The sequence below is a fragment of the candidate division TA06 bacterium genome, from assembly GCA_004376575.1.
In the GTDB taxonomy this organism is placed as follows: Bacteria; Hydrothermota; DG-26; order E44-bin18; family E44-bin18; genus E44-bin18.
Genome location: SOJN01000054.1, coordinates 1 through 23542 on the forward strand (window position 1 = coordinate 1; position 23542 = coordinate 23542).

Genomic DNA, 23542 nt, shown 5'->3' on the forward strand with positions numbered 1-23542 from the left:
AACGTCGCCAGCCGTAGTTATGCTACCGTGGGAGGCGGATATAGGAACAATGCCACTTACTACTATTCGACGATAGGGGGCGGATATTACAACAATGCCAGTTACTACTATTCGACCGTGGGAGGTGGATATAGAAATACTGCGACCCGCTATAGGGCAACGGTGGCAGGTGGAGGTTACAATACTGCGAGCTCTGATAATGCAACCGTGGGAGGCGGATATAGGAACAATGCCACTTACTACTATTCAACCGTGGGAGGTGGATATTACAACACTGCCAGCGGCAGGTATGGGACGGTACCCGGCGGATACAGGAACAGGGCTTATGGGTACTACAGTTTTGCAGCGAATAGTAATTCGTATGTCCCGTCTAACCGCTCCAACTCAGCTGCGTTCAATGGGCAGACAGCAACATCATCATCGCAGACTCGCGTCGGGCTCCTTTCAAAGGCTGCGGGTAGTTTTACCATAGACCACCCGGTCGATCCGACGAACAAGATCCTGAACCACTACTTCGTGGAGTCGCCTGAAATGGTGCTCATCTACAGGGGTGTTGCTCATATCGGCGAAAACGGACGGGCCGAAGTTCACCTGCCCGACTACTTTGACGCACTCAATCGGAACCCTATGGTTCAGTTGACCGGGGTAGGTACTTCCGACGTGTTTGTTGCAGAGGAGTTTAGGGGGAACAGCTTTGTCATAGGCGGAAAGCCCGGCACAAAGGTCTACTGGACTGCCACCGGAGACCGTAAGGATCAGTCTGCGGAGATAGCCCGGATCATCATGCCTGTGGAGCAAGCCAAGGACAAAGACCTTGCCGGACGTTCCCTGGATGACGAGTTCTTGGTCAGCACCAGGGCGCAGCTTGAAGAGATGGGCCAGGCAGGCCGGTTCCAGTTCCGAACCCAGGCGGGACGAGAGAGATACGAGGAATCCCGCCGGGCGCCGGAAACAGATGACCTGTCCAAGTGAGGAGGGAACCATGAATAGACAATGGAAGCTTCTTACAGCTGCCCTGACCTTACTTTCAACAGTGCTCTTCTTTTCGGTTGCGTTGGCGGGTGAGAGCGCAAACTACAGGAGCTATCCTCAGGTTCTGGACAACGGAGGCGGCAAACCCGCTTCTCCTACCTACCAGGCCAGGGCATCAATAGGACAGCATGTGATCGGACCCTCAGAGAGCGCTGAGCACACCTTCTACGCGGGCTACATCTACGCCGTATACGCCCATCCCGCTCCGATAACTAACAAGAATATCGCAATTTCGCGCCTTGAAGGGATCAAGTCTGACATACCTGAGGAAGACTGGAAGAAAGTGGATGAAGCCATAAGCAAGATAGAGGAGAGCCTCAATTCCATGTGGTGGATAGGTCCGTGGCATGTGAGTCAGGGTAAGCGCGAAAAGAAAAACATGGGTGGTCTTGCTTCGAATGAGTCGGCTACCAAGGGTGATTTGACGCTCGGTGGTCAAGTACCAGAGGGGCTTGTCGACCTTGGTGAAAAGAGGTATGGCGACAATGTCTTCAAGAAGGAGAAGGGAGCGGCGAAGCATGTGAAGACAGAGTTGTTATCGAAGAAGTATCCTCCGGAAGTAATAGAGGAGTTGCTTGCCGTAGAGTGGAATATCATGGATGCTGACAGCACGCTTGCTCAGGTGAAGATAGTGGAGGCTGAGCTTTCTGGTGGAGACCCGGCGGAGTTGGAGAAGGCGCGTGAAGCCATGGAGAAAGCGGAGAAGGAGAAGGAGAAGAGGCGCCCCGAATACGGTCAGGTTGTTGACTTCTATGGCAAGGCATGGCATCACGCGGTCAGGGCTGAAGAGAACAGCAGTCTCATTCAGCAGGTTCAGGTCGCCTCTATTGGTGGCTCCAGGCCAGTTTTCGCTCTGGGCAGGCCGTATCCTAATCCTTCGCGTTCAGGTTCATGTGTCAGGTATGGGATAGCTGAGGTGTGCAACATGAGCCTGAAGATATATGATATTTCTGGAAGGCTTGTCCGGACGCTTGTCGATGAGACGAAGTCGCCTGGCTACTATGCTTGCGAATGGGACGGCAGGGATGAGCGAGGAGTGAGCGTCGCCAGCGGCATGTACATCTATCGTTTCATAGCTGGTCCGTTCAGCGGTAAGAGAAAGGTGGTAGTGCTCAAGTAACTATTGAGGAATCACAAATGACAATGTGTAGGGGCGTATAGCCTTACGCCCCTACTTTGTAAGATACTCTGAGTGAAGAACATGCGAGAGAAAATGGGCTCAATCATTGAACCCTTTCAATAATCATGCTAGAAACATCATCTGTACCTGACAGTGGATCGTGCATAAGAAGACTCTCATGAACCTGCAATCGCAGTAGTAATGCGCTTCTTGACGAACTCACCGTCCCAAACGAAGTTCTATTTGTCACTAAAGAACACATGAGAATAGCAACACTTTATGAGTATTATGCGCATCCTGAGTGAAACGAAGGATCTGCTGTTGCTGTTCAGCTGTATGGCACTGGCGAAGAGATCATCAAAAGCAGATTCTTCCCCCCTTCGCCTAATCGGCTTCGGGGGACTTCGCCCGACTCAGCGCTATCCCCTTAGTCGGGCTTGCGTCTTGTAGTGTTGCTGGGGACAGCCCCCCAATTTTACAATTATGACCAAACCACCTTAAGTCATTTAATCCCGAAGGGTTATCAGACATGCTCAGCACCCTCCCCCAGGATTTGGGCGCGTAGGTTCTCCTAACAAGCCCCAAAATTGTAAAACTTGGTGCCTGCCCCCAATGCAGTTTGTTGTAACTGTTTTTTGTAGGGGCGCGGCGTGTCCTCCGAAGCCACGAAGGGCGAAGGAGGAGCCTGCCCTCCGTAGCTTCAGCGGAGGAGGGTTCCCGCGCCCCCTACTTTTCTAATTTCGCAATTTCGAATGTGTGGGGAGGAGCTGAGAGGAATTTCGAAGGCGTTGGGGCAGGGTTGAGTGGAATTTCGAAGGTGGTGAGGAGAGTGGAGTGGAATTTCGAATCATTGGTTGGGGCTGACAGCTCGTCAAGTTTGATGTTACACGTTGACCGCGACAATATTATCTGTTAATCTTTTTTTGCTTCAGGGAAACAGGAGGGTTTGGTGCAGAAGGTTCGTGTTGGAATTATCGGGGCAGGAACAATAGCTCAGGTGGCTCACGTTCCCTCATTCAAAAAAGCGAGGAACTGCGAACTTGTTGCTCTTGCCGATCCAGACGAGAGAAAACTAAGGCACCTGGGGGACAGGTTCGGCATACCACATCTTTATGCCGACCATGAGCAGCTTATCCGATCAGACCACCTGGACGCAGTGGTCATATGTGCCCCCACCTACTTGCACGCACCGATGGCTCTTGAGGCCTTTGATTATGGAAAGCACGTATTATGCGAAAAGCCCCTGGCCTTGGATGCCGCCTCCGCCCAGGAGCTGGTCTCCGCTGCGGCGAAAGCTGACAGATTGTTGATGGTTGGCCTGAACTACAGGTTCAGACCCGACGCCCAACTGTTGAAAAGTCTGATCGACGAGAACGAGCTGGGAGATATATACTACATGAAGACAGGTTGGCTCCAAAGAATGACTCATGCTGCAGTGGACTCCTGGAAGCATAAGAAGAAAAATGCAGGAGGCGGCGTCATCTTGAACCTGGCCATTCACATGATAGAACTGGTCCTGTGGTTTGCGGAGAAGAAGAAGGTGGTTGCGGTCGATTCGCTTGTTTACAAGAGGTCAGAGGAAGAAGAGGTTGAGGATTCTGCCTTCATTCTTCTCAAATTTGATGAGGGTTCATCTGCCACTGTTGAGGTCTCCTGGACCTTGATATATGAGAAGGACATTACCTATTTGAATGTGTTTGGTACTGAGGGCGCTGGCTTGCTTCATCCTCTGAGGATTCACAAGTTGATGTTGGGCAACCCTGTGAACGTTACTCCCCGGCTGAGATCAGTGGGGAATCCGTTTAAGGTCTCCTATGACCTTCAGGCAGCACATTTCATCGACTGCATAAGGAAAGGCGAGCGACCATTTACTCCAGGTGAGGATGGTGTCTTGATAGCAAAGATAACGGATGCAGCGTATGAGTCTTCAAGAAAAAGAAGAGAGGTGAGGCTTGATTGAAACGTAACCCTTACCCTCTGGCAGTAGCATCCGGAGTCCTTCTTGCTTTGTCCTTTCCCCCGTTGCCTTTTGGTTTTCTGGGATTCATTGCGTTTGTACCGCTGCTTGCTGGTACAAGAGGAAAGCCTGTCGGTATTGTATTCCGCAGTTCAATGCTGGGTGGTATCACCTTTGGTGTGTGTCTGTTGTACTGGATAGCAAACATGTGGGTGGAGCCAAACATCAGACCATTTCTCATCGGCGGTGTTGGTCTGCTCGGTGTCTATATGGGGTTTGCCTTTGCATTCCCATTCCTTGGTTTGGCCTTCGCAAGGCTGGCCTTTGGCGCGCTGGGCCTGTTGTGTTTCCCCTTTTTCTTCGTTGGCCTGGAGTTTCTGAGGTCGCTCTCACATTTGGGCTTCCCGTGGGGGAGTCTTGCATATACGCAGACCAGCTACGTAAAGCTCATACAGTTTGCTTCATTCACAAGCGTGGCCGGCGTCTCATTCTGGGTGGTATCTATCAATCTCGCCCTATATTTTCTCCTTTTCGCAAAAGTGAGAAGGCGGGTTAGGTTCATCTCTCTTGCCTTTCTCATATTGGCATTCTGGCTTCCCATAACGCACTGGCAAATGTTGCATAAGTTCTACGGTGGGAGCTCGGTGAGGGTTGCGCTCGTCCAGGCTGAGGTTCCTCCCTCCTTGAAGAGGTTGGAGGAAGATGAGAAGAGGTTGAGGGTTCTATTTGGTGAAACCTACCGTCTCGCAAGAGACGAGACTGATCTGATTGTGTGGCCGGAGAGCGCTGTACCAGGCTATTTTAGGAAGGAATTGGACTACCTCCACCGAGTACAGAAGGTGGCAGACTCGGTTGATACTCCGATACTGCTGGGCGCAAACGACCTGAAGGAGAGGGGAGGTGATGGAAAGTACAAGTATTTCAATGCGCTCTTTCTTGTTTCACCCCAGAGAGGCATTGTGGACAGCTACCACAAGATTCAATTGGTCCCGTTCGGAGAGCGGCTTCCATTTGATGATGTGTTTCCCAAACTGAGGGACGTTCCGCTTGGGCAGGGGAACTTTTCCCCGGGTAAGGAATTCAAGCTAATGAAGATTGGCCAGGTTAAATTCGCCCCGCTCATATGTTTCGAATCTATCTTCCCGAGGCTGGTGAGGAGATTCGTCAACAATGGTGCACAGTTCTTGGTGAATTCTACGGATGATGGGTGGTGGGGGAGAACGAGCGGGCAGTTCCAGCTCGCTGAGATGGCTATACTGAGGTGCATAGAGAATAGAATATCCATGGCCAGATGTGCGAACACTGGTGTATCTATGTTCATAGATCCGTATGGTAGGGTGAAGGGAAGGACGAAAACATACGTAAGAGTGACGCAATCTGCTTCCATCTCCTTGAAAGTAGGGGAAACCTTCTATTCAAGACACGGGGATGTTTTTGGCTGGACCGTGGTGGTCGTGGGTCTTGCTCTGATAGGATTGATTGTGATAAGGAGGAGGGTTGGGAAGTAGCCTCTTTTTGCTCAGATTAGGAGAGGAAATTGAGAAGGCGTGTACTTGGAAAGCCTTTCTGCACACCAAGGAGGTGAAATGAATAGGAAAGTTCTTGCTTCTCTTGTGTTCATCTTGCTGCTTGCTGGCTGCGCTCTTATCGCCAAAAGAGGTAGTCTCAAGAACTGCGAGTTCAAGTTCAAAGGTGTGGAAGTGACGGATTTCAGCCTGCCGGAAATGACTCTGACAGTGATGGTTTCTGCAAAAAACACCAACGACATTGATGTGGTTGTGGATAAGCTCTCTTATGAGCTCTTCATTAACGGGAAGAAGGCGCTTACGGGTTCGATGGGTCAGGGCGTGACCATAGCTCCTGGTGAGACTGATATTTTGAATACGACGGTTACTTTCAACACTGTAGAGATAGGACCTACGATCGCTTGGGCTGTCAAGGAGGGTAAGGCCAACTACGACCTGAGGGGGACTGTGCATCTGGGATCAACCAGGGGGACATTTGCCTTCCCGGTCTTCGTCAGTAAGTAGTTGCGCCTTGAACTGTCTTGCGTGCGGGTTCGACGGAAGGGGGATGTCTGGTGGCGGCCGGCTCCTTTGCTGCCTCGAGCCGATGTCCTATCTGTGTCAGTAGGGATAGCTATCCTGTGGCTGGATGAGACCTGACAGAGTGCCAGGGAGGTATGTATGTTGAGGAAAACTGTTCTGCTTGTGTTACTTTTGGCATTAGTGGGCTGTGTTACAACAGGGCCAAGAGGAAAGAAGAGCTTCATATTCATAAGTACTTCTCAGGAAGTAGACATTGGAAAGCAGGTTGCAGCAGACGTTGAGTCCAAAGAAAGAGTCCTTGGAGATTCTCAGGTTCAGAGTTACGTGAATAACATCGGTCAGAAGTTGGTCTCTGTCTGCGACCGCAAAGACATAAGGTATTCTTTCAAGGTTCTTGACAATGATGAGATAAACGCCTTTGCGTGTCCCGGTGGATTTATCTACGTGTATAAAGGGTTGTTGAAGACGATGAATAGTGAGGCAGAGCTTGCGGCTGTGCTCGGGCATGAGATAGCCCATGTGGTTGCCAGGCACTCCATCAAGAAACTTCAGCAGGTTTATGGCATCAGTCTGCTGATCAAGGTTGCTCTTGGTGAAAAGGGTAAGGCTGTACAGAACGTCGTGGGAGCGGCTGTGGGGTTGGCCCTCATGGGATATGGAAGAGATAATGAGTTTGAGGCGGATGAGTACGGAACTCTTTATCAGTACGAGGCTAGATACAACCCCGATGGGATGGTCCAGCTCTTGGGTCTATTCAAGTCTATGGAGAAGAATCCACCAGGAACTCTGGAGAAGCTCCTTTCAACGCATCCTCCAACGTCCGAGAGAATAACAAGAGTTGAGAAGCAGGTGGATGGATTCGGCGAGGGCGCGAAGAGCCTGCCCTATGGCGAGTCAGAATACGCGGCGATAAAAGCAAGACTGTAACGTTTGACCCAACACATTGGAACCACAAGATTACACGAGATTGCTGACACAAAAGACGAAATTACGAAACTACGAAATTGAAATCCGAGATTGCTTCGCGAGTCTGCAGTTTATGCCGCCTGCCCGGGCCGTTTCACGGCCTTCTGAGGCTATCCGAAAGGAGCCTGTCGAGGTGCAATGAGAAGTGGGGTTGTTGGCCCGGCGAAAAGCAGATCCTTCGGCTGACGCCTCCCCTCGACTCCGCTCGGGATTAACTCTTTGTAACGAACTCTCTGCGCTTCGCCTGTGACTTCTAACAAAGACTAAACAGGACGAAACATGCCCCGTGTATCTCGCTTCGCGAGAAACGGGGCGGGCCTCATCTTTTCTCTGGAAAAGCCGGGCCTTTTTGACTCCAGAATGACATTCGGTTTGTTGTAACTGTTTTTTGTAGGGGCGCGGTTCCCGCGCCCATCTGGTAGGGCAGGGAGACCCTGCCCCTACAAAACCGATGTACCGAACGCGGTTTGGGTCTAATTTCTATTTTCGAGGGTACGGTAGGGGGTAGATGGGAATTTCGAAGGTGAGGAAGAGGGAGGCGTGGAATTTCGAATCATTGCCTGGGGCGGATGGCTTCTAGGGTTGGGCGGCATCGGGAAGTGTGGTCAGCTTGAAGTCGAATTCCGGGCTCTGTTTGAAAGTGGCGAGAATTGAGCAGTATTTGTCTCTTGACAGTTCAAAGGCCCTTTGCATATCAGCCATTTTGACATCGCCCTCGGCCTTGAATTCACATTCTATTTTCGTATACCTCTTGGGATGCTCACCTGCCTGTTCACCGGTCACTTCTACTGTGAAGCCTGTCACATCTGCTCTTTTCTTTTTCAGTATTGAGACTATGTCATAGGCCATGCATCCTGCGAGGGAAAGGAGGAGCAAGGAGACAGGCTTGAATCCGCCCAGAGGTTTGTCCTCAGGCGGTATCGCCTCAAGGACGAACGAGTGCCCTAACTCGTCTTCAGCAATGAACTTCCCTTCTTTTGTCCATACCAGTCTTACCTTGATAGTCATTCTAGCCTCCCTCTTACTGTCACAGTCCAAGCCGCGTTCGTACCACAGGTTGAAAGGCTAACAGAAACAGAATGAAGAGTCAATCGGGTTCAGCTCTCCAGATCTTGAATCAAGGAAACCCGCCTCTTACTGTTGATCGCCTACTGAAACCAGATGTTGCCACCTGTCCTGTCTGGAGGACTACTGGTAAATGATTATAACCCGGGATGAGAAAAAGAGTAGTGCGCCGCGTTGCACATGTCTTTTTCTTACTTGGACTTAGGAATACAGAATCGGAATCGGTCTCTGGCATGGTTCTTGCTCAAGCATGGGTCAGGAGGTTAAGAACTATGAGAGTAGCACTTTCTGATCATAAGAATCTCTACGGAGAGCCAAACGACGAAGTGTCTCGCGACGAGCGATCTGAGCAAGAAGGGGAATGCACAGGTTCGCTGATTGTTGCTGACGCCGACATCCCGGGATTGAGCTTGGTCGACTTCGGTAGTATTCTGGGGATTTCGCTTCTGAGCTGTGCCGCCCATTCATCACGGCAGGGAGACGCTACCCAGGTGATAAATCTCTCGCAGGATAACGTTTGTAGCGAAGCAATTATGAGCGAGAACTCCTATTTTGTGCGCCATTCGAGTAACGTAGCGAGATACTCGCTTGCCATGGCCGACGCGATGCGCCTTCCAGTACAAGAGAAGAAAGCCATCTTCGTGGCCGGTTTTCTCCACGACATAGGGAAGTTGCAAGTAGCTCCGTCTGTCTTCTACAAAAAGGGTCCTCTTACTCCCGAGGAGTACGAAAGGATGAAAATGCATCCGTTCCTTGCAGTCAAAATGCTCTCGAATGTTACATTTCCATGGCCCATCAAGCCTCTGATTCTATACCATCATGAAAGATGCGATGGTTCAGGTTACCCCGAAGGTTTGGTAAGGGATGAAATCCCACTTGGCGCGAGAATAATCGGTGTCGCCGACTTCGTTGATGCTTTCAGTTCTAAGAGACTGTATCAGAGGGCACATTCACTCGATGAGCTTGTTGAGCGTATAATAATATACTCAACGACGATGTTTGACGATGTAGTATGCACCGCTTTGATGGACTTGATTGAAAGCGGAGTTCTCCGGATCTCTCAGGAGTCAGAAGAGGCGGAAGAGATGGGTTCGGATCTCGAGCAGACTCTCTTTATGGTCGATGGCAAAAACGGAATGGGATTTCTGTAAGAATTCTGGTCACTGCCTCCCTTGGAAGGCCCCCTTCTGGGGGCCTTTTCCATTGCATAGTGGATTCGTGTCTGCTAAGATGGCTTAAATGGTTGAAGGCAGCCTACCTATCTTCTTGCTGTTTGTTGTGTTCATCTCTCTGTCCGGCGTTGTTATGCCCGGGCCTGTTTTTGCGGCAACGGTTGCCAGAGGATACTCCAGCAAACACGCTGGTGCGTGGATAGCCCTGGGGCATGGCGCAGTAGAATTTCCATTGATAGCTCTAATCTACATTGGTGTCAGAACCATATTCGAGAAACCTCTTTTCATGGTAATCATGGGCATTGTGGGCGGCAGCATGCTTGTGTTTATGGGGTATAAAATGATACGAATGAGAATGGCCATAGAAGATGAAAGGAAAGGGAGCTCGGGGTCTTCGCTACTGGCCGGAGTTGCAACGACGGCGGCCAACCCCTACTTCTTTCTGTGGTGGGCTACCATTGGTGCTGCACTGGTCGTGAGGGCCGCGAGATTTGGAGCTATGATTGTCGCAGTGTTTGCAGTTCTGCATTGGGTGTGCGATCTTGGCTGGGACTATCTTGTTGCCTTTGTAGTTTATAAGATGAAAAGGTTCTGGGGAGGGAAGTTCAGAAAGATTGTGTTTGTGGGGTGTGGTTTGATGCTAATCGGATTCGGAATCTGGTTTATTGTATCTCCCCTGATGGCGCGTGGCCGGGCCACTTCTTCTAAAAGTGAAGACACCTTTGGCCACGTAGCCTGCGACGGTAGGGTTTTCTTTCAGACGCCTTATGCAGTATGCGCGCCATTCTTCCCCGAAGGGGACGTAGACCCTCATCCTGTCACCTTTGTCTAGGATAGACTGTCTGAGGTTTTGTGTGACTCCCAGCAGCATCTGGAACTCATAATCAGAGTTCTTGCACCCCAGCTTTCGAATAATCTTGTAGCTTCCGTCGACCAGGTAGTTGTCATGTGTTGCAATTCCCACATAGCAACCACCTTTGAGGAGTTCTTCCAGAAGTAGGAGGAAGTTGTCTCTTACTCCCTGCCTGTCGCAGTAAGCAATCTCTTCAGGCTCGATGTAGACTCCTTTGCAGAGCCTGACATTGCCCTTTTCGGAGACGAGTCTTCTAACATCATCAAGCGTTCTTCTGAGACATGCTTGTACTACTATTCCCACATTTTGATGATTCTTCTTGAGCAAATAGTAAATGTCAAGAGTTTCTGTGGTGCATGTGTGGTCTTCCATGTCTATTCTCACGAATCTCCCAAAGGATTCTGCTTTTTCGACGATGGAGCCAATGTTCCCGTAGCAGTATTGCCTGTCGAGTCTCAGTCCCAATTGGGTCGGCTTGAGAGAGACTCCGCTGTCCACGTCGCTTGACTGGATCACATCCAGAAGCTTATGATACAACTGAGTGGCCTTGTGAGCGTCTTCCCTATTGATGGTGTCTTCGCCGAGCACATCAAGTGTTGCGCAAATTCGCGCATCATTGAGGCTCTGTGTTGTAGAGATTGCAGCTTCCATGCTGGCACCAGCGATGTACTTTTTGGAGAACTGCCAGAGGATCGGCTTTGGAATGAAGGGAAGAAGAGTTGCAATGGTCTTGTTGAAAACATTCATCTGAAGGATCCTCGTTCTGAGAGTGACAATTCTTAGAGACTATAATACCAGTTCCTCGGTGATCCACTTGCTTTTGTCCAGGTAGTCCCCATCCTCGTCTTTTGCAAACCTTTCATTGGTCATCAAAGCCAGATTCTCTTTGTCCTCAGGTGGCAACCTATCAATACATCCAGACAAGGCATGGGCCTCCAGATAGCCTAGATAGTGTGCCTTCATTATGCCACTTCCACTACAACCGCACACGGTCGCGAGCCCGTCGTCACGGTTCACGATTATGGGGGCGTCATCTGGTGTTGTGTGATAATGTCCCCAAACGTAGTTGGGGCTCCTCAGGTTTTGAAATCCCGGCAGATACAGGTCTAGGTAGAACCGAAGTCCTGAATGGTAAATGGATCTTCTCCCGCTCGATCTCTCAACCTCATCTTCGTTGTGGTGGGCGTACCCCACCATCAGTCCTTCGGGAGAGCTCCTCATAAATGCTCCGCCTGGAAATATCACCATAGGTATGTCACTCAGTGCACAGGACTCGCCGCTCAGCTCGATGTGGAAAAACTGCCGCATGACAGGGTGCGCGTCCACATGAAGATCATGTGGCGCCAACAGCTTGTTCGACCAGATACTAGCAGCAACCACCACTTTGTCTGCCAGGATTCGTTCGTCATTTCTCAACTTCACCCCTTCAACACGACCATGTTCATATGTTATTTCCATGACCTCTGTATCTGTTCTGGTTCTACCGTTCTTGGAGCGTCGTATTTCAGACCGCAAGAAATCGACTAGATCCGAGGGTTCCAGGAATCCGCAATCTCCACAGAAATATCCTCCGGCAATGGTGTCCACACTGATTCTATCACTACTGACCTTCTTGAAGAATCGAGCGAAGTCGGGCTCAGGGAGAAGGTTGGGGTCGTTGATGTAGCCTTCGAATTCCTTCGTGCCTTCAGAGGGAGGCTCAATCATCAACCCGGGGACCTTCTGAGCGAGCCGGTCAGGACCCAGATATGTCACATCAACTCCTGAACCAGCTATCTTCTCGAAAACGGACTGAAGCTTATTCAATTGGGGGAGGCCCAGCATCCACAAGTACCCACTGGTTCTGAGGCCGATGTCTCTCTTGTTTGATATGGCTTTCAGCTTTTCAATAGTATGTCTGGTAGCTTTTATGTTGACGGTGCTGGAGAACGCGCTTCTAAAACATGCTGCGCTCTTGGCAGTATTCTCCTGGCCCAGTTGGCTCTCTTTCTCAATCAGAAGGTACTGAACTTCTGGGAAGGTCTGCGTAAGCTCATACGCGATGGAGGCTCCGATAATGCCACCACCAACAATGATTACATCAAAGCGGTTTCCCATGTTCTTTCCGACCTTGGGCATCGGTCAAAACTGTGCACTTCCGGACTGAAAAACACTCAGTAGACGTATATCTCGAGGCTAGCGGTTCGATTGGGGTTTAGAAACGATAGGATACAATCATCAGCTCGTAGACCGTGCAGTAAAATTTCGTTGATGAATCCTGCGATGTTCCTGGGTGGAAAGTTGATATCTAGCCAGGCGATCCAGGATCTCCTCATAGGTCGAGTTTGCCCGAGTATTGGTTCTCAGTGATTCCGCGACGACCTCTTGATAGGCCCCATTTTTTCGGGAAGTTATCAGATTGAGGGGATGGTGTCAACACCCAATGAGATGCAAAAAAAGAGAAGGAGAGAAAAAAAATCTTGACAAAGGAGAGCACGAGCACTATTGTGGGTGGCAAGAGTACTTGTATTTGTACAAGTTCGCAAATCATGATGGCAGGGGAAGTATTAAAGTTGGTCAAGGGACTTACGAGGGACAAACTCTCCTACTTCGTACGCGCAGGGTATGTATCTCCCAGGAAGGTGAAGCGGGGCTCTCTTGATCAGAACCAGTTTAGCGAGAAAGACGCTTTTCTCATAGGGCGGGCCTGGGAGTATATGACCAGATACCAGACCAGTCCCAAGGCTGCATTCGAGAAAGCCGCTCGTGACTATCCGCAGATGGGTTTCAATTTCGAGAGCTCTTCCACTTCTGATTCCCAAAGAGGGAAGGGAGGGGATGGGTAAGGAAGAAGGAGGTGAGTCAGATGCCGGTAAAGAAGAAGAAGGCGACAAAGAAGAAGAAGGCGGCAAAGAAGAAGACGACAAGGAAGAAGAAGAGGAAATAATGTAAGTTGGGGGTGGGGTGGTGGTGAGGTGTATCCGGAGAGCCCACATGGGCTCTCCGGATTTTCTTGCCTAGACTTGAATCCTAACCTAAATCTCGTCCCTTTAGTGTCTGCCGTCCGGACTCACAGTTCTCGTTGGCTTGCGCCATCAAGGCCTTGACTTTATCGCTGAGAGTTTCCAGGAACTCGCCAGACAGCCTCTTGCCAAAGTGCTCTTTGGCATATTTCTTGGCTTTCGATACGACAACTAGGGTCTCTCCTGCCATTTTTTCACCACCTTTCGGTTTTTTGCTGAAATCTACATCTCGCCCTAACGAGAATAGCATTGTAAAGGGCAAAGTCAAGCGCTAAAACCAGAATCCGGAGAATCTGATGAGGTTGACAACAGGGCCTGTATGTGGTGATTTTGGCGTTGGACAAACCATTCAGAAAGTGCAGCCACTCTGATAGAGGAGGCGAAATCCGCTACCGACATCTGGCATGGAAACCGTTTCTGATTCTTCTGCTTGTGGCCAACCTTGCCGGATATGCGTTTCAAAGGCCGGGGCATACAATCTCAAGCCCCCCTTACGGGTTTCAACTGCACGAGATTCCAGAAGAACAGGCCAATGCGCTGAAGTCGAAATATCCTGGCTGGTGCGGCATCTGGAATTCCCTAAGTGGGACGATTCACAGGGCGGTGGGTCCCTCCCTGCCCCTGGCCGTCGGAGGGATAACTGAGGAGAATGTCGAGGAGACTGCGAGGCACTTCGTTCAAGAGAATCAAGAAATCTTCAAGGTGTCTGGTGAGGATCTGAGATTGCTGAGGGCCGTAAGAAGGTCTGGAAAGTGGTTTGTGGTCTTCGACCGGTATTTCAAGGGGGTAAGGGTCTGGGATGGCAGGGTGGACCTCAGGTTCACAGATGACGGTAGAGTGTTCCTCATTGGCGCAGATACCTACCCGTCTCTAGACATCAATATCAATCCCGGCTTGATACTCGAAAGCGCTGTCCAAAGCCTTCTCCTTGCTGGCGCCCGGTTGATGGAGAGTGAGCTGGTCATTTTCCCGGAAGGCGGTAAGTCTGGGCCAGGCTTCTCTCTTGCCTGGTATGTCGAGGTCTGGACCGAACGGCCACTTGCCCACTACAGGGGAATTGTAGATGCAAATACAGGAGAGGTTCTGCTTCTCTATGATGATATAAGATACGATACTATTACCGGGGATATTGTCGGATTGATTCATCCGCAGCACCGGAGCGATCCGTATGAAGAGATGCCATTCGAGTATGAATGGGTTGGGGTTTTTGGAAGTGGTGGAGGGTGGGGGATTTCAGACACACTTGGCCACTTCGAGATTGAAGTTGAGGGGCCGGGGAAGAGGTTGGTCAGGACTGAACTGGTGGGGAACTTTGTGCGCGTAACCAACTATGCTGGTCCTGAAGCTGTATGTCAGGACAGTCTAACTCCGGGTATCAACGGCGAAATGGCCTGGGGTGATACGAATTCTCTTCCAGGTGAAAGGGATGGATACTTCCACACAAATGTTGCTCACGACCATATAAAGCTGGTAGATCCGGATTTCTTGTTCCTCGATTACCAGATGCCGTGCGAAGTGAACATTCCGAATTTTTCCAACGCTTACTGGGATGGGTACGGGATGCATTTCGGCGCCGGGGGAAACGATTTCGTACAACACGCTGACGTAGTCTATCACGAGTATGGGCATGGCATAACAGACTACCAGTACAGGCCCAGCGCTCCTTCAGGCGCGATGCATGAAGGGTTTTCAGATTTCTATGCGGCAACGATAACCAATGACTCCAGGATCGGGGAAGGGGTTATGACCCCCAGGGATCTTGACAACAACATGAGGTCGCCTGAGGATCTTCGGGGAGAATCTCATCATGACGGCATGATAATTGGCGGTGCGCTATGGCATATGAGGGAGAACCTGGGCGATGTGCCCCTTGCAGAATCGCTCTTCCACTTTGCAAGATATGGCCTGCCGGGGAGTCCCAGTCAGCCTAACCCACAGAACTTCCTGGATTATCTTCTGGAAGTGTATGTGGTAGACGATGATGATGGAGATCTCACAAATGGCACCCCGCACGGTACAGAGATAGCGCTTGCTTTCGGAAGGCACGGCATTGGGCCCACACTCGAATTGGATAGTTTTGAGGTGACAGATATCTCTGCGCAGCCTGACATGTTTCTGGATGCGGGAGACACGGTCAAGATGGTGAACTGGTTGAGGTTTTCTCAGGCAATAGGAATTAGTGCAGATAGCGTCACTGCGACTATGTCGTGCACAGAACCATCAATAGACATCGTCAAGGAAACCTCCATATTTGGTGAAATCCCTATCGACTCGACAGGTGACAACTCCGCTGATCCTTTTCTTTTTGTCGTTTCAGACACTCTCACGAGAGTGATTGATGTTCCTTTCTTCGTGCAGCTCTTTGCAAATCCCATATTCTACATACATACTTTACCGTTGTGGTCAGAGTTGGCCATCCGGAGGTACTTCTGGTTGACGACGACGAGGGTGCCCCTTTTGAGATGTTCTTTGAATCTTCTCTGGGTAGCCTGGGTATCAAAGCCTATGACTGGGACGTGAAGAATCTTTCTGCTCCCGACGTGGAAGTCCTTTCCAAATTCCCTGCTGTAATCTGGTTTACCGGAGATGCAGATAGCGCCACTCTCACTGATGGAGAGGCACTCTCCCTCTCTCAGTATCTGGACAGCGGTGGTGGACTGTTCCTTACCGGCCAGAACATAGGAGAGGACATAGGAACGCACTGGTTCTACTCAGACTATCTCAAGGCCAGCTTCGTTGGTCCGCGCTCCCTCGACCACATACTCGAAGGCGCCCCCGGCGATCTGATTGGTAACGGGCTGACCGTAGTTACAGCAGGAAGTGGCGGAGGAGGTAACCAGACCTCTCAGGACATAATTGACGCATTGCCGGGTGCAGACACCGTCTTCTTGTACGATGACGGGGTCGCCGGAGTGAGATACGATTCTGGAGTATTCAAGACCGTGTACTTCTCCTTTGGGCTGGAGGGCGTGAATGACTTTGCAAAAGGCTATGATCACAGGCCAATAATCCTCAAGAGAATTCTCCTCTGGTTCGGGGCGACTGTCGGTTGCGATGAGGAGTGTGGGGTCCAGACCAGCTGGTCTCCACACCCAAGGCTTCTTCAGAATAGCCCCAACCCGTTCAGCTCAGCCACAAGCATCAGTGCCATCTTCCCCGAGAGTAGTGCCTCGAGAAGCAGGCGCCTTGAGGTGTATGATGTGAGTGGTCGTATGGTGAAGTCGTTCGATATTACCGAAAAGGGGGCGGGAAGGTTGAAGCTGGTTTGGGATGGCAGGGATGAAGCAGGCAGGGTCGTATCATCTGGTATCTATTTCTGCAGACTAACCACGGACAACTTTTCGGCAACCGTGAAAATGGTAAGGATGAGATAGGAGGTACGAGGCACGAAGAGCAAAGTACAAAGCGGAATGCGCAAAGGGGGACGGAGGGATGGGCTTTTGTACTTTGCACCTCCTACTTTGTACTTCTCAAAAATTGTTGTTGACAGGAGTAGCTATTGTGTGATATAAGTAGATGATGCAAATGGGAAAGGGAGTCCCGGAGGGCTCCCTTTCTCTATTTCTGGCAGATTTCAGGCAAAAAGACTGAAGCCCTGCCAGAGACAGGGCTTCAGTCCAACAGAGCGGCCCACAGACTATGTTCGTTTCCATTTTGTCACTAGCTGATTCACAAGATCTTCAACACCTACGAGCTGTGAGGCGGCGGAGCAAAGAGTGTTTCCTTTCAATTTGGCGTTGTCCAACGCGTCAATCGCATTTTTGATGAGCTCTTTTGCTGATACGGCGTTCTCCGGGAAAGTTGCTATGCCCATGCTGACAGTTATGCAGCCTGAAGGTTGAGAGGACTCGAATGGGAAATAGGTGTCCTCAATCCTCTTCTTCAGCCTTCTCGCCACTGTCATAGACCCTTCCTCATCAGTTTCCGGGAGGATGACAGCAAACTCGTCTTCCCCATACCTCGAGACGACATCGATGAGCCTTGTCCATCTCTTCAATGTATTCGCGATACCTTTCAGAACCTCGTCGCCCATCTGGTGCCCCTGGATGTCATTGTATTCCTTGAATTGATCTACATCTATCATGACAAGAGAAAGTGGCCTGTTGTATCTGTCAGCCCTCTTTATCTCCTCTTCTACTCTTTTGCGGAAATATCCGTGGTTATGAGCTCCCGTCAGTTCGTCGGTGATGGCCAGTCTCCTGGTTTCATCATAAAGTGTGACCGAGTCAATGTATGCGGCGAGTCTGTCTGCGATGATTTTCAGAAGGGCAGTTTCGGAGTGATCCCACTGGTGGGGGTACTGCTTTCCAACCAGGAGTACACCTACGATACTTTCTCTCACTAATAGAGGAGCGAAGAGGAGAGATGCAGCGTCTGAGCTGGAGGGCTCATCGATGTCATCCCTGGCCAGTTGTTTTTCAACCACCCTGCCTTGCTTCGTGCCAATGGTCTCTCTGGTCAGTTTTCTTACTGCTGACCAGTTGGTTTTGGATAGCCCTCTGCTCGCTCTCGTAACGAGGTTGTTGCCGGCTCCTAGAATAGTGATGGCGCCAATTTGTGCATCAAAAATTGGAAGAATGATGTCGAGGCTTGCCTCTGAAGTTTCGTCAATGTCCAGGGATGACTCGAGTGCAGAAGTAAGATGTACAAGAGCTGTCAGTTCTCTTACTTGCCTCTCGTGCGACCTTGGACGGTGTTCGAACCTTTTAACGGAAAGCCAGAGAACCCCTGCAAAGGCGCCATATATAAGAGCTTTCCAATACAGGGGTGTCACTACTTTCGTATTCGGCCCTTGTGAGATCGCGAGAGAGATGAGAACGAGCCACACAACGCCTGCTATCGTTGCGGTGTCTCGAAATCCGTGCACGAAAGAGCTCTGTACTATTGGGAGAAGGTACAGAAGAGCAAAGTTGGACTCCAGTCCTCCTGTTCTGAGGACTATGACTGAAATCAAGGCGAAATCGATAGCGAGGCAAAATCTTCCTGTACCGATCGAGCATCCCTTGAACTGAAAATAGGCGGTTATCAGTGTGTATAAAACCCCCACTGACACCAGAACGTTGACATCTGCTTCAATAATGGGATGGAATTTGCCTGCCCCTAGCTTCACAGCGGCAAGAGCAGCCAGAAGTAAAATGGGTCTTAAAAGAGCAACGAGTTTATCTGCGGCAATAGCCATTTTTTCGCTCCTACTTGTCAGTATGCCTGTAACCGCACTCTATGCTTTGCAAATAGTGTGCCACATCCGGGGCGTCCGGATTATAGATTTTAAGTTATTGTCTCTATTAAAGTTATGTTTTGTGAGCCAAAATCTGGGTTCTGAGGGGGTGGTTCAAAACGTGCAATGTGCAAGACTCACGGAGCCATTTGCTTATCATCATTTCATTCAGCGTCTTAAGCTACTCACTCTAATGCGACACCAGTCCTATAAACATAACTCCCCATGGGTGAGAATAAGGTCTCCCTGTTTGAGAAGTGTCATCTCGATTCAAAATAGTTAACCTGAAAATAAGGGGGAAAAATGAGATTCTCATGGCTGGTTTTTGTCTTGGGTCTGCTTCTGGCGCCATCAGGAACAGTGGCCAAGATGGTCATTAGCGAAGTTATGGCCAATCCGATGGGTCCAGAGTCCGGGAGTGGATCTCCTGGAGACAGGAATGAGTATGTTGAATTGTATAATGCAGACTCGACTACGGTTGATGTTGAGGCATGGGTGCTGTGGGATGGAGATGCATTGGACCTGATCAGGGCATGGTCTGACACCAACCTTGCCGATCCGGATGTTGTCATAAATACCACGAATATTCAGCCCGGCTGCTTTGCTGTCATCCTCGACCCTGAATATACCGACCTGGGGGATAGCACATGGCCTCAGCCCTACGATTTCCCTCCCGGTACAGTGATTCTTACGGTTCAGAACACCACAATTGGCAATGGGCTTTCATCTCTTGACCCGTTGAGTCTTGGGACGCCCGATACTGTGTTCGTTGACACCTATGGGACGCCAGACGACACGCTGGATTCCATACCCTTTAACGGAGGAGATGGAGTTTCCATAGAGAGGATTGATCTCCTCCTGCCCGACAGAGAAGACAACTGGGCTCCCTGCAAGGATTCGATGGGTACACCTGGAGGGAAGAACAGCGTTACGGCGGTTCTGGAGGAAATGGAGGGGCGGAGAGAGAGACTGGGCCTTCGGTTGCGGGCGCGGCCCAATCCATTTAGGAAGAGAACCACGATAGTGGTGAGTGTTGTCAGTGAGGAGTCAGAGCAGGTCAGGCTGGATAGGTCCGCTGGCTACCATAAGGAGTATGCATCGATTTATGACATTGCAGGCAGGCGGGTCAGGGATTTCAGGGAGTTTGTGACGGGCAGAGGCTCAGGCGACGGCCGGGCCAGCTATACTTTCGAAATCGTCTGGGATGGGCTTGAAGACGGCGGAATCCCCGTCCCCCCTGGAGTCTACTTCTGCCTGGTTGGCATCGGGAAAGAGCATGGAACTGTGGAGATGACCAGGGTTCGGTAGGGTTTTCTTCAAGTGTCGCAAGTCCTGGTGGGACCGGCGGCTCGTCCTGGGAGCTCTCTATCCGCTGGATGCTTTTGTGAGGGCAGACATTACCTTTGGAGAGCGGGTATTCATCCAGGGTGAGGTCACGAGCAAGGACTGGCGGGTGGGCGTGGGGTGGAGGGTGTTCTGAATAAATATCTGGAAGTCTCAGCCCAATAGTCTGACAACGGCTTTCCAGACCTTTTTCAAAAGGAGGCCTGGGAAGAAGGCAAAGAGACCAAGGAATGCCGCTAAGAATACAGCCACTGTCTTATGTTCGAGGAACTTTATGATCGGTATGCAAACCAATACAGTGAATATCATGCCCACGATACTGCTCTGCACAATTGGTTCGCCAAGGAGCAAAGGGGGAACTACCTTATGGGCTACCTTGACACCTGGATGGTCGGAGTTTACGGTTATTACCGGCTGTATTGCCTTGAGATTATTGACAACCATCCATATCTCCACTTCCTCTCGTCTATTGAATACCTTCAGCTCGTAATCGCGTCTCCTGAGTATGTACTCCCATTCTTCTGGTTTCTGCATCGAGAGGATATCTTGGCATTTCTTGGTAAGTGACAACTCACCTAGACTCCCCTTTTTCCAAGCGTGGGATGTGAATATCGTACTGTCAGAGTCGCATCCGATATTCAATTCCATGCGAGACATGTCCTGATTGCTTTCGTTGACAATAGAAACGGAAGAGAGGAAAAGGCTTTCGATCTGCATATCCCTATATGTCAACTTTAGAGGTCCCCAGAGAGGGTCATCCCTGCTCGTGCCTAGACTGCGGTGCCATACGGTATAGCTCACCAATGATATGCGCTTTCTAAATTTGTCCAAGAGGACCTTCAGTCCTAGACCGACCACTGCAATAACCAACCCAATGATGAGCGGGTTTTTCATATTCCACCGTCTCTTTCTTAAAGGGAGTCAGCATCCCAATTGACAGGAACATTCTATCACGCGGGTTTGGCGATGTCAAGAAGCTCTTCGGTCATACCATGCGAGTAATTGCTAAGCTTGGGACTGGCGGGTGGGTGGGTGTGGAGGGTGTTCTGAAAGATACCTGAGTTAGGAATCTGCCCACTGCAAACTCTGAACCTTCAAGCCAAGAGCCTTACATATAGGGTCGAAATGGCAAAGATTTGACGTGAACGCGGAACATCCTATTGGAATCTCAAGTGCAATGATGATATCCCCGAGTTGCCAGCAGACGCTGTGGTCATGGAGGCTACTGAAATCACCGAAGGCTTTTTCGAGAGCCGCACGGAATTTCTCATCTCCGGTCTCCTTGACAGCCTCGTAGATCTTCTCGAATCTCTTCCTATGCGTGTCAAGAAAATCCCCTATCGTACACAATCTTTTCTTACATATGTTATGTTGCACAGGAGATTTGAATGATTCCCCATGACGTATTGGGCCAGTTCTAGCTTGGGCACAACCAGTACCATCAAGGACTTCAGACAAATCTCTGTCAAATAGAAGCCACAGACGAGGAATCTGGAACTTGAGCGATTCGGCAATGAGGTCCATTGAAAGCTCTTGGGTTTCTTCTTCCTCATAGTATGAAGCCAGATAGGCAAACATGATCCGTATTTTTGGCGACTGTGCTTTTGGAAGGTTCTCGATCCTTCTGCAGAATGCAGCTGGGGAATCACTCTCGTTCAGGACGGTTAGCATATACACAAGGTCCCTGATCATTCGTCTTTTGTATTCCATCTTTACAAAAGTTGAGGAAACCAGGGACTTAGTGCTCGCCAAATGCTTGGTTATATTTGCCTTCTCTTTTCTTGTTCCTATCCGTCTCCTGATCTGGGCGGTGGTATCTAGAAAGAGGCAGGGAATACGGTTGTCATTCATTCCTCGTCCGGGCTGTAAAGCTCTCCAGCTCCATGAAGAGGGGCAAGAGTATCGAATCCAGCTTCATCAAAAGAATCACAATACAGCTGTAGTTTGCTCTCATCCAAGGAACCCATCTCTATATCTTTCATGAGGCCCTTGATGATTTCTGCCAATTGCGCGGTCAAGTCTTCAGCGTGAAGCGGCTTTGATATTGTTAGAGCTAGAGCAATAGCGGTTACAGCCATGGGGGACAACTGCCCTCTGGCTCGCCATAGCTGATTGAGGCTTTCCCGGAAATTGGACCAGTTGGTGGTGCGCTCCATCATATCGTCGAATCCATCCAATACCGTGCTGATGCCTTCCTGAGCATCTTGCAATTCAGAGAGCTCGAGTTCTGTCCATCTCCTTAGCGTTCTATATTCCTGAGCCGACAAAGATACATAGTGGTCCAGTCTTCCTTCACTTGCCGTTAGCCTTCGGAATGCAGTGGTCGGGTCCAATTCGCTAGATGAAATTGAAATCATTTGCGCTGACATGTCAGCAGATCTATAGCCAGAAATAGCGATATCGTGCGAATTTGTACTGTCCGTAATAGACACAATTCACCTCAACTGGGTATGAGGAGGTCCAAAAGTTTATTCTGTAGAGTCTTGTGGTTTCTGTGTATGAATTGAGAGACATCCAGACCGCTCTTGAGCTCTCCCTCTCTGTAGAAATCAACATCACATAGCACGGCCCACTCAGGAAAGAACTTGCTATCGATATCAGAAAACTTGAGCTGAGTCTCTTTTTCTACAACGCTTAGGGCGATACGGCAATGGTGTTCCTTTCCCGCTAGACGTAGAACCACAGATCTATTTGTTATTTCATCTCCAAAGTCCTTGAGGCGGTCCCCATAGTCCCCAACAAGCTGAGCCTCGGCGAGCAGTTTCTCTCCCTTCTGTCTGGAATTTAGAGGGAAAAGATACCAGAATCGATTGCCAAGGCGCGTCATATACTTGACATCAAGCGTCTTGACCACTACATTAAAAACCAAACTGGTGGCTTCCTTGAACTTGTTGAGGTTCTCCACGTAGTTCTGGGTCACGATCACATTTCCAAAACCATATATCACGGTGATTCCATGCTTTCTGTCCCTAATCTTAACGCCCTTATTGGTTACCTGCTCAAATTCCCATTGGAACTTCCCGGCTGAAATCGCCCTAAGTGTCTTACCTGCAGCGTCCCAGTATAGAGAGTCCCTGTATCTACCTTCGACGGTTACTTGCGGGAGTATGAAATCTGCGAAGGTGTTTTTCTTTTTCTTTACCATTTGTCCTAGTAGAAGAAAGTTATACTACGAGAATAGTCTAACACTAAACTCCATTTATGTCAAGTGTACGGTCCGATTTCGACGAGTCGTTGAAGTATGGGAACAAACACCTGCAATAGATTGTGATGCAAAATGATACCTTGCCTCATTCATCCCTTCCGGTGCAAACGGTACGCCAGACGACACACTGGATTCCATACCCTTTAACGGAGGAGATGGGGTTTCCATAGAGAGGATTGATCTCCTCCTGCCCGACAGAGAAGACAACTGGGCTCCCTGCAAGGATTCGATGGGTACACCTGGAGGGAAGAACAGCGTTACGGCGGTTCTGGAGGAAATGGAGGGGCGGAGAGAGAGACTGGGCCTTCGGTTGCGGGCGCGGCCCAATCCATTTAGGAAGAGAACCACGATAGTGGTGAGTGTTGTCAGTGAGGAGTCAGAGCAGGTCAGGCTGGATAGGTCCGCTGGCTACCATAAGGAGTATGCATCGATTTATGACATTGCAGGCAGGCGGGTCAGGGATTTCAGGGAGTTTGTGACGGGCAGAGGCTCAGGCGACGGCCGGACTGTATAGACCGGGGACATAGGTAACAGGTGTGCCGGGACATGGGTAACACATG

The 23542-nt window shown here is 50.0% G+C and carries 21 protein-coding genes; 12 read left to right on the forward strand and 9 right to left on the reverse strand.

What is annotated here, in order from left to right; genetic code table 11:
- The first annotated feature begins 832 nt into the window (after positions 1-832).
- From E3J62_04315 to E3J62_04335, 5 genes are all read left to right on the forward strand, one after another.
- Positions 833-2152 (forward strand): T9SS type A sorting domain-containing protein, encoded by a 1320-nt coding sequence (locus E3J62_04315; GenBank protein TET46386.1) that lies wholly within the window; start codon positions 833-835, stop codon positions 2150-2152.
- A 946-nt stretch (positions 2153-3098) separates the two neighbouring features.
- A complete protein-coding gene (locus E3J62_04320) occupies positions 3099-4112 on the forward strand; it encodes a Gfo/Idh/MocA family oxidoreductase (GenBank protein ID TET46387.1) in 1014 nt (337 codons plus the stop codon).
- On the forward strand, positions 4109-5617 hold the full coding sequence (gene lnt, locus E3J62_04325; GenBank protein TET46388.1) for an apolipoprotein N-acyltransferase: 1509 nt from the start codon (positions 4109-4111) through the stop codon (positions 5615-5617). Before E3J62_04320 ends, lnt begins: the two co-directional genes overlap by 4 nt.
- A 78-nt stretch (positions 5618-5695) precedes the next feature.
- Positions 5696-6139 (forward strand): hypothetical protein, encoded by a 444-nt coding sequence (locus E3J62_04330; protein TET46389.1) that lies wholly within the window; start codon positions 5696-5698, stop codon positions 6137-6139.
- Between the two features lie 156 nt (positions 6140-6295).
- Positions 6296-7084 (forward strand): peptidase M48, encoded by a 789-nt coding sequence (locus tag E3J62_04335; GenBank protein TET46390.1) that lies wholly within the window; start codon positions 6296-6298, stop codon positions 7082-7084.
- 615 nt (positions 7085-7699) lie between these two features.
- Here the strand turns inward: E3J62_04335 and E3J62_04340 are convergent.
- Complete coding sequence (locus tag E3J62_04340; protein TET46391.1) at positions 7700-8131, reverse strand: OsmC family peroxiredoxin; 432 nt, start codon at positions 8129-8131, stop codon at positions 7700-7702.
- Between the two features lie 206 nt (positions 8132-8337).
- Between E3J62_04340 and E3J62_04345 the strand changes: the two genes are divergently transcribed.
- On the forward strand, positions 8338-9339 hold the full coding sequence (locus tag E3J62_04345; protein ID TET46392.1) for an HD domain-containing protein: 1002 nt from the start codon (positions 8338-8340) through the stop codon (positions 9337-9339).
- Between the two features lie 88 nt (positions 9340-9427).
- Positions 9428-10192, forward strand: coding sequence for a lysine transporter LysE (locus E3J62_04350; GenBank protein ID TET46393.1), 765 nt, complete (start codon positions 9428-9430; stop codon positions 10190-10192).
- Here E3J62_04350 and E3J62_04355 read toward each other — a convergent pair.
- Together E3J62_04355 and E3J62_04360 are read right to left on the reverse strand one after the other, a co-directional pair.
- On the reverse strand, positions 10001-10960 hold the full coding sequence (locus tag E3J62_04355; GenBank protein TET46394.1) for a proline dehydrogenase: 960 nt from the start codon (positions 10958-10960) through the stop codon (positions 10001-10003). The genes E3J62_04350 and E3J62_04355 overlap by 192 nt on opposite strands.
- A 39-nt stretch (positions 10961-10999) precedes the next feature.
- Positions 11000-12331, reverse strand: coding sequence for an FAD-binding oxidoreductase (locus tag E3J62_04360; GenBank protein ID TET46395.1), 1332 nt, complete (start codon positions 12329-12331; stop codon positions 11000-11002).
- Between the two features lie 434 nt (positions 12332-12765).
- On the opposite strand from E3J62_04360, the gene E3J62_04365 reads away from it, so the two are divergent.
- On the forward strand, positions 12766-13038 hold the full coding sequence (locus E3J62_04365; protein TET46396.1) for a hypothetical protein: 273 nt from the start codon (positions 12766-12768) through the stop codon (positions 13036-13038).
- Positions 13039-13222: 184 nt separating this feature from the next.
- On the opposite strand, the gene E3J62_04370 is transcribed toward E3J62_04365, so the two are convergent.
- A complete protein-coding gene (locus tag E3J62_04370; GenBank protein TET46397.1) occupies positions 13223-13405 on the reverse strand; it encodes a hypothetical protein in 183 nt (60 codons plus the stop codon).
- 146 nt (positions 13406-13551) lie between these two features.
- Between E3J62_04370 and E3J62_04375 the strand changes: the two genes are divergently transcribed.
- Both E3J62_04375 and E3J62_04380 read left to right on the forward strand, forming a co-directional pair.
- Positions 13552-15735 (forward strand): hypothetical protein, encoded by a 2184-nt coding sequence (locus E3J62_04375; GenBank protein TET46398.1) that lies wholly within the window; start codon positions 13552-13554, stop codon positions 15733-15735.
- Positions 15678-16589, forward strand: coding sequence for a T9SS type A sorting domain-containing protein (locus E3J62_04380; GenBank protein ID TET46399.1), 912 nt, complete (start codon positions 15678-15680; stop codon positions 16587-16589). Before E3J62_04375 ends, E3J62_04380 begins: the two co-directional genes overlap by 58 nt.
- A gap of 263 nt (positions 16590-16852) precedes the next feature.
- Here E3J62_04380 and E3J62_04385 read toward each other — a convergent pair whose 3' ends face one another.
- The gene (locus tag E3J62_04385; GenBank protein ID TET46400.1) at positions 16853-18394 is read right to left on the reverse strand and encodes a GGDEF domain-containing protein; all 1542 of its coding nucleotides are present in this window, start codon (positions 18392-18394) and stop codon (positions 16853-16855) included.
- A gap of 342 nt (positions 18395-18736) precedes the next feature.
- Between E3J62_04385 and E3J62_04390 the strand changes: the two genes are divergently transcribed.
- The gene (locus tag E3J62_04390; GenBank protein TET46401.1) at positions 18737-19741 is read left to right on the forward strand and encodes a hypothetical protein; all 1005 of its coding nucleotides are present in this window, start codon (positions 18737-18739) and stop codon (positions 19739-19741) included.
- Positions 19742-19930: 189 nt separating this feature from the next.
- On the opposite strand, the gene E3J62_04395 is transcribed toward E3J62_04390, so the two are convergent.
- From E3J62_04395 to E3J62_04410, 4 genes are all read right to left on the reverse strand, one after another.
- Positions 19931-20671, reverse strand: a complete 741-nt coding sequence (locus E3J62_04395) for a hypothetical protein (GenBank protein ID TET46402.1) — start codon at positions 20669-20671, stop codon at positions 19931-19933.
- 168 nt (positions 20672-20839) lie between these two features.
- Complete coding sequence (locus E3J62_04400) at positions 20840-21628, reverse strand: hypothetical protein (protein TET46403.1); 789 nt, start codon at positions 21626-21628, stop codon at positions 20840-20842.
- The gene (locus tag E3J62_04405; protein ID TET46404.1) at positions 21625-22209 is read right to left on the reverse strand and encodes a hypothetical protein; all 585 of its coding nucleotides are present in this window, start codon (positions 22207-22209) and stop codon (positions 21625-21627) included. The genes E3J62_04400 and E3J62_04405 overlap by 4 nt, the downstream gene beginning before the upstream one ends.
- A gap of 8 nt (positions 22210-22217) precedes the next feature.
- A complete protein-coding gene (locus E3J62_04410; protein ID TET46405.1) occupies positions 22218-22922 on the reverse strand; it encodes a hypothetical protein in 705 nt (234 codons plus the stop codon).
- 289 nt (positions 22923-23211) lie between these two features.
- Here E3J62_04410 and E3J62_04415 point away from each other — a divergent pair, with 289 nt between their 5' ends.
- Complete coding sequence (locus tag E3J62_04415; GenBank protein ID TET46406.1) at positions 23212-23496, forward strand: hypothetical protein; 285 nt, start codon at positions 23212-23214, stop codon at positions 23494-23496.
- The last annotated feature ends 46 nt before the right edge of the window (positions 23497-23542 follow it).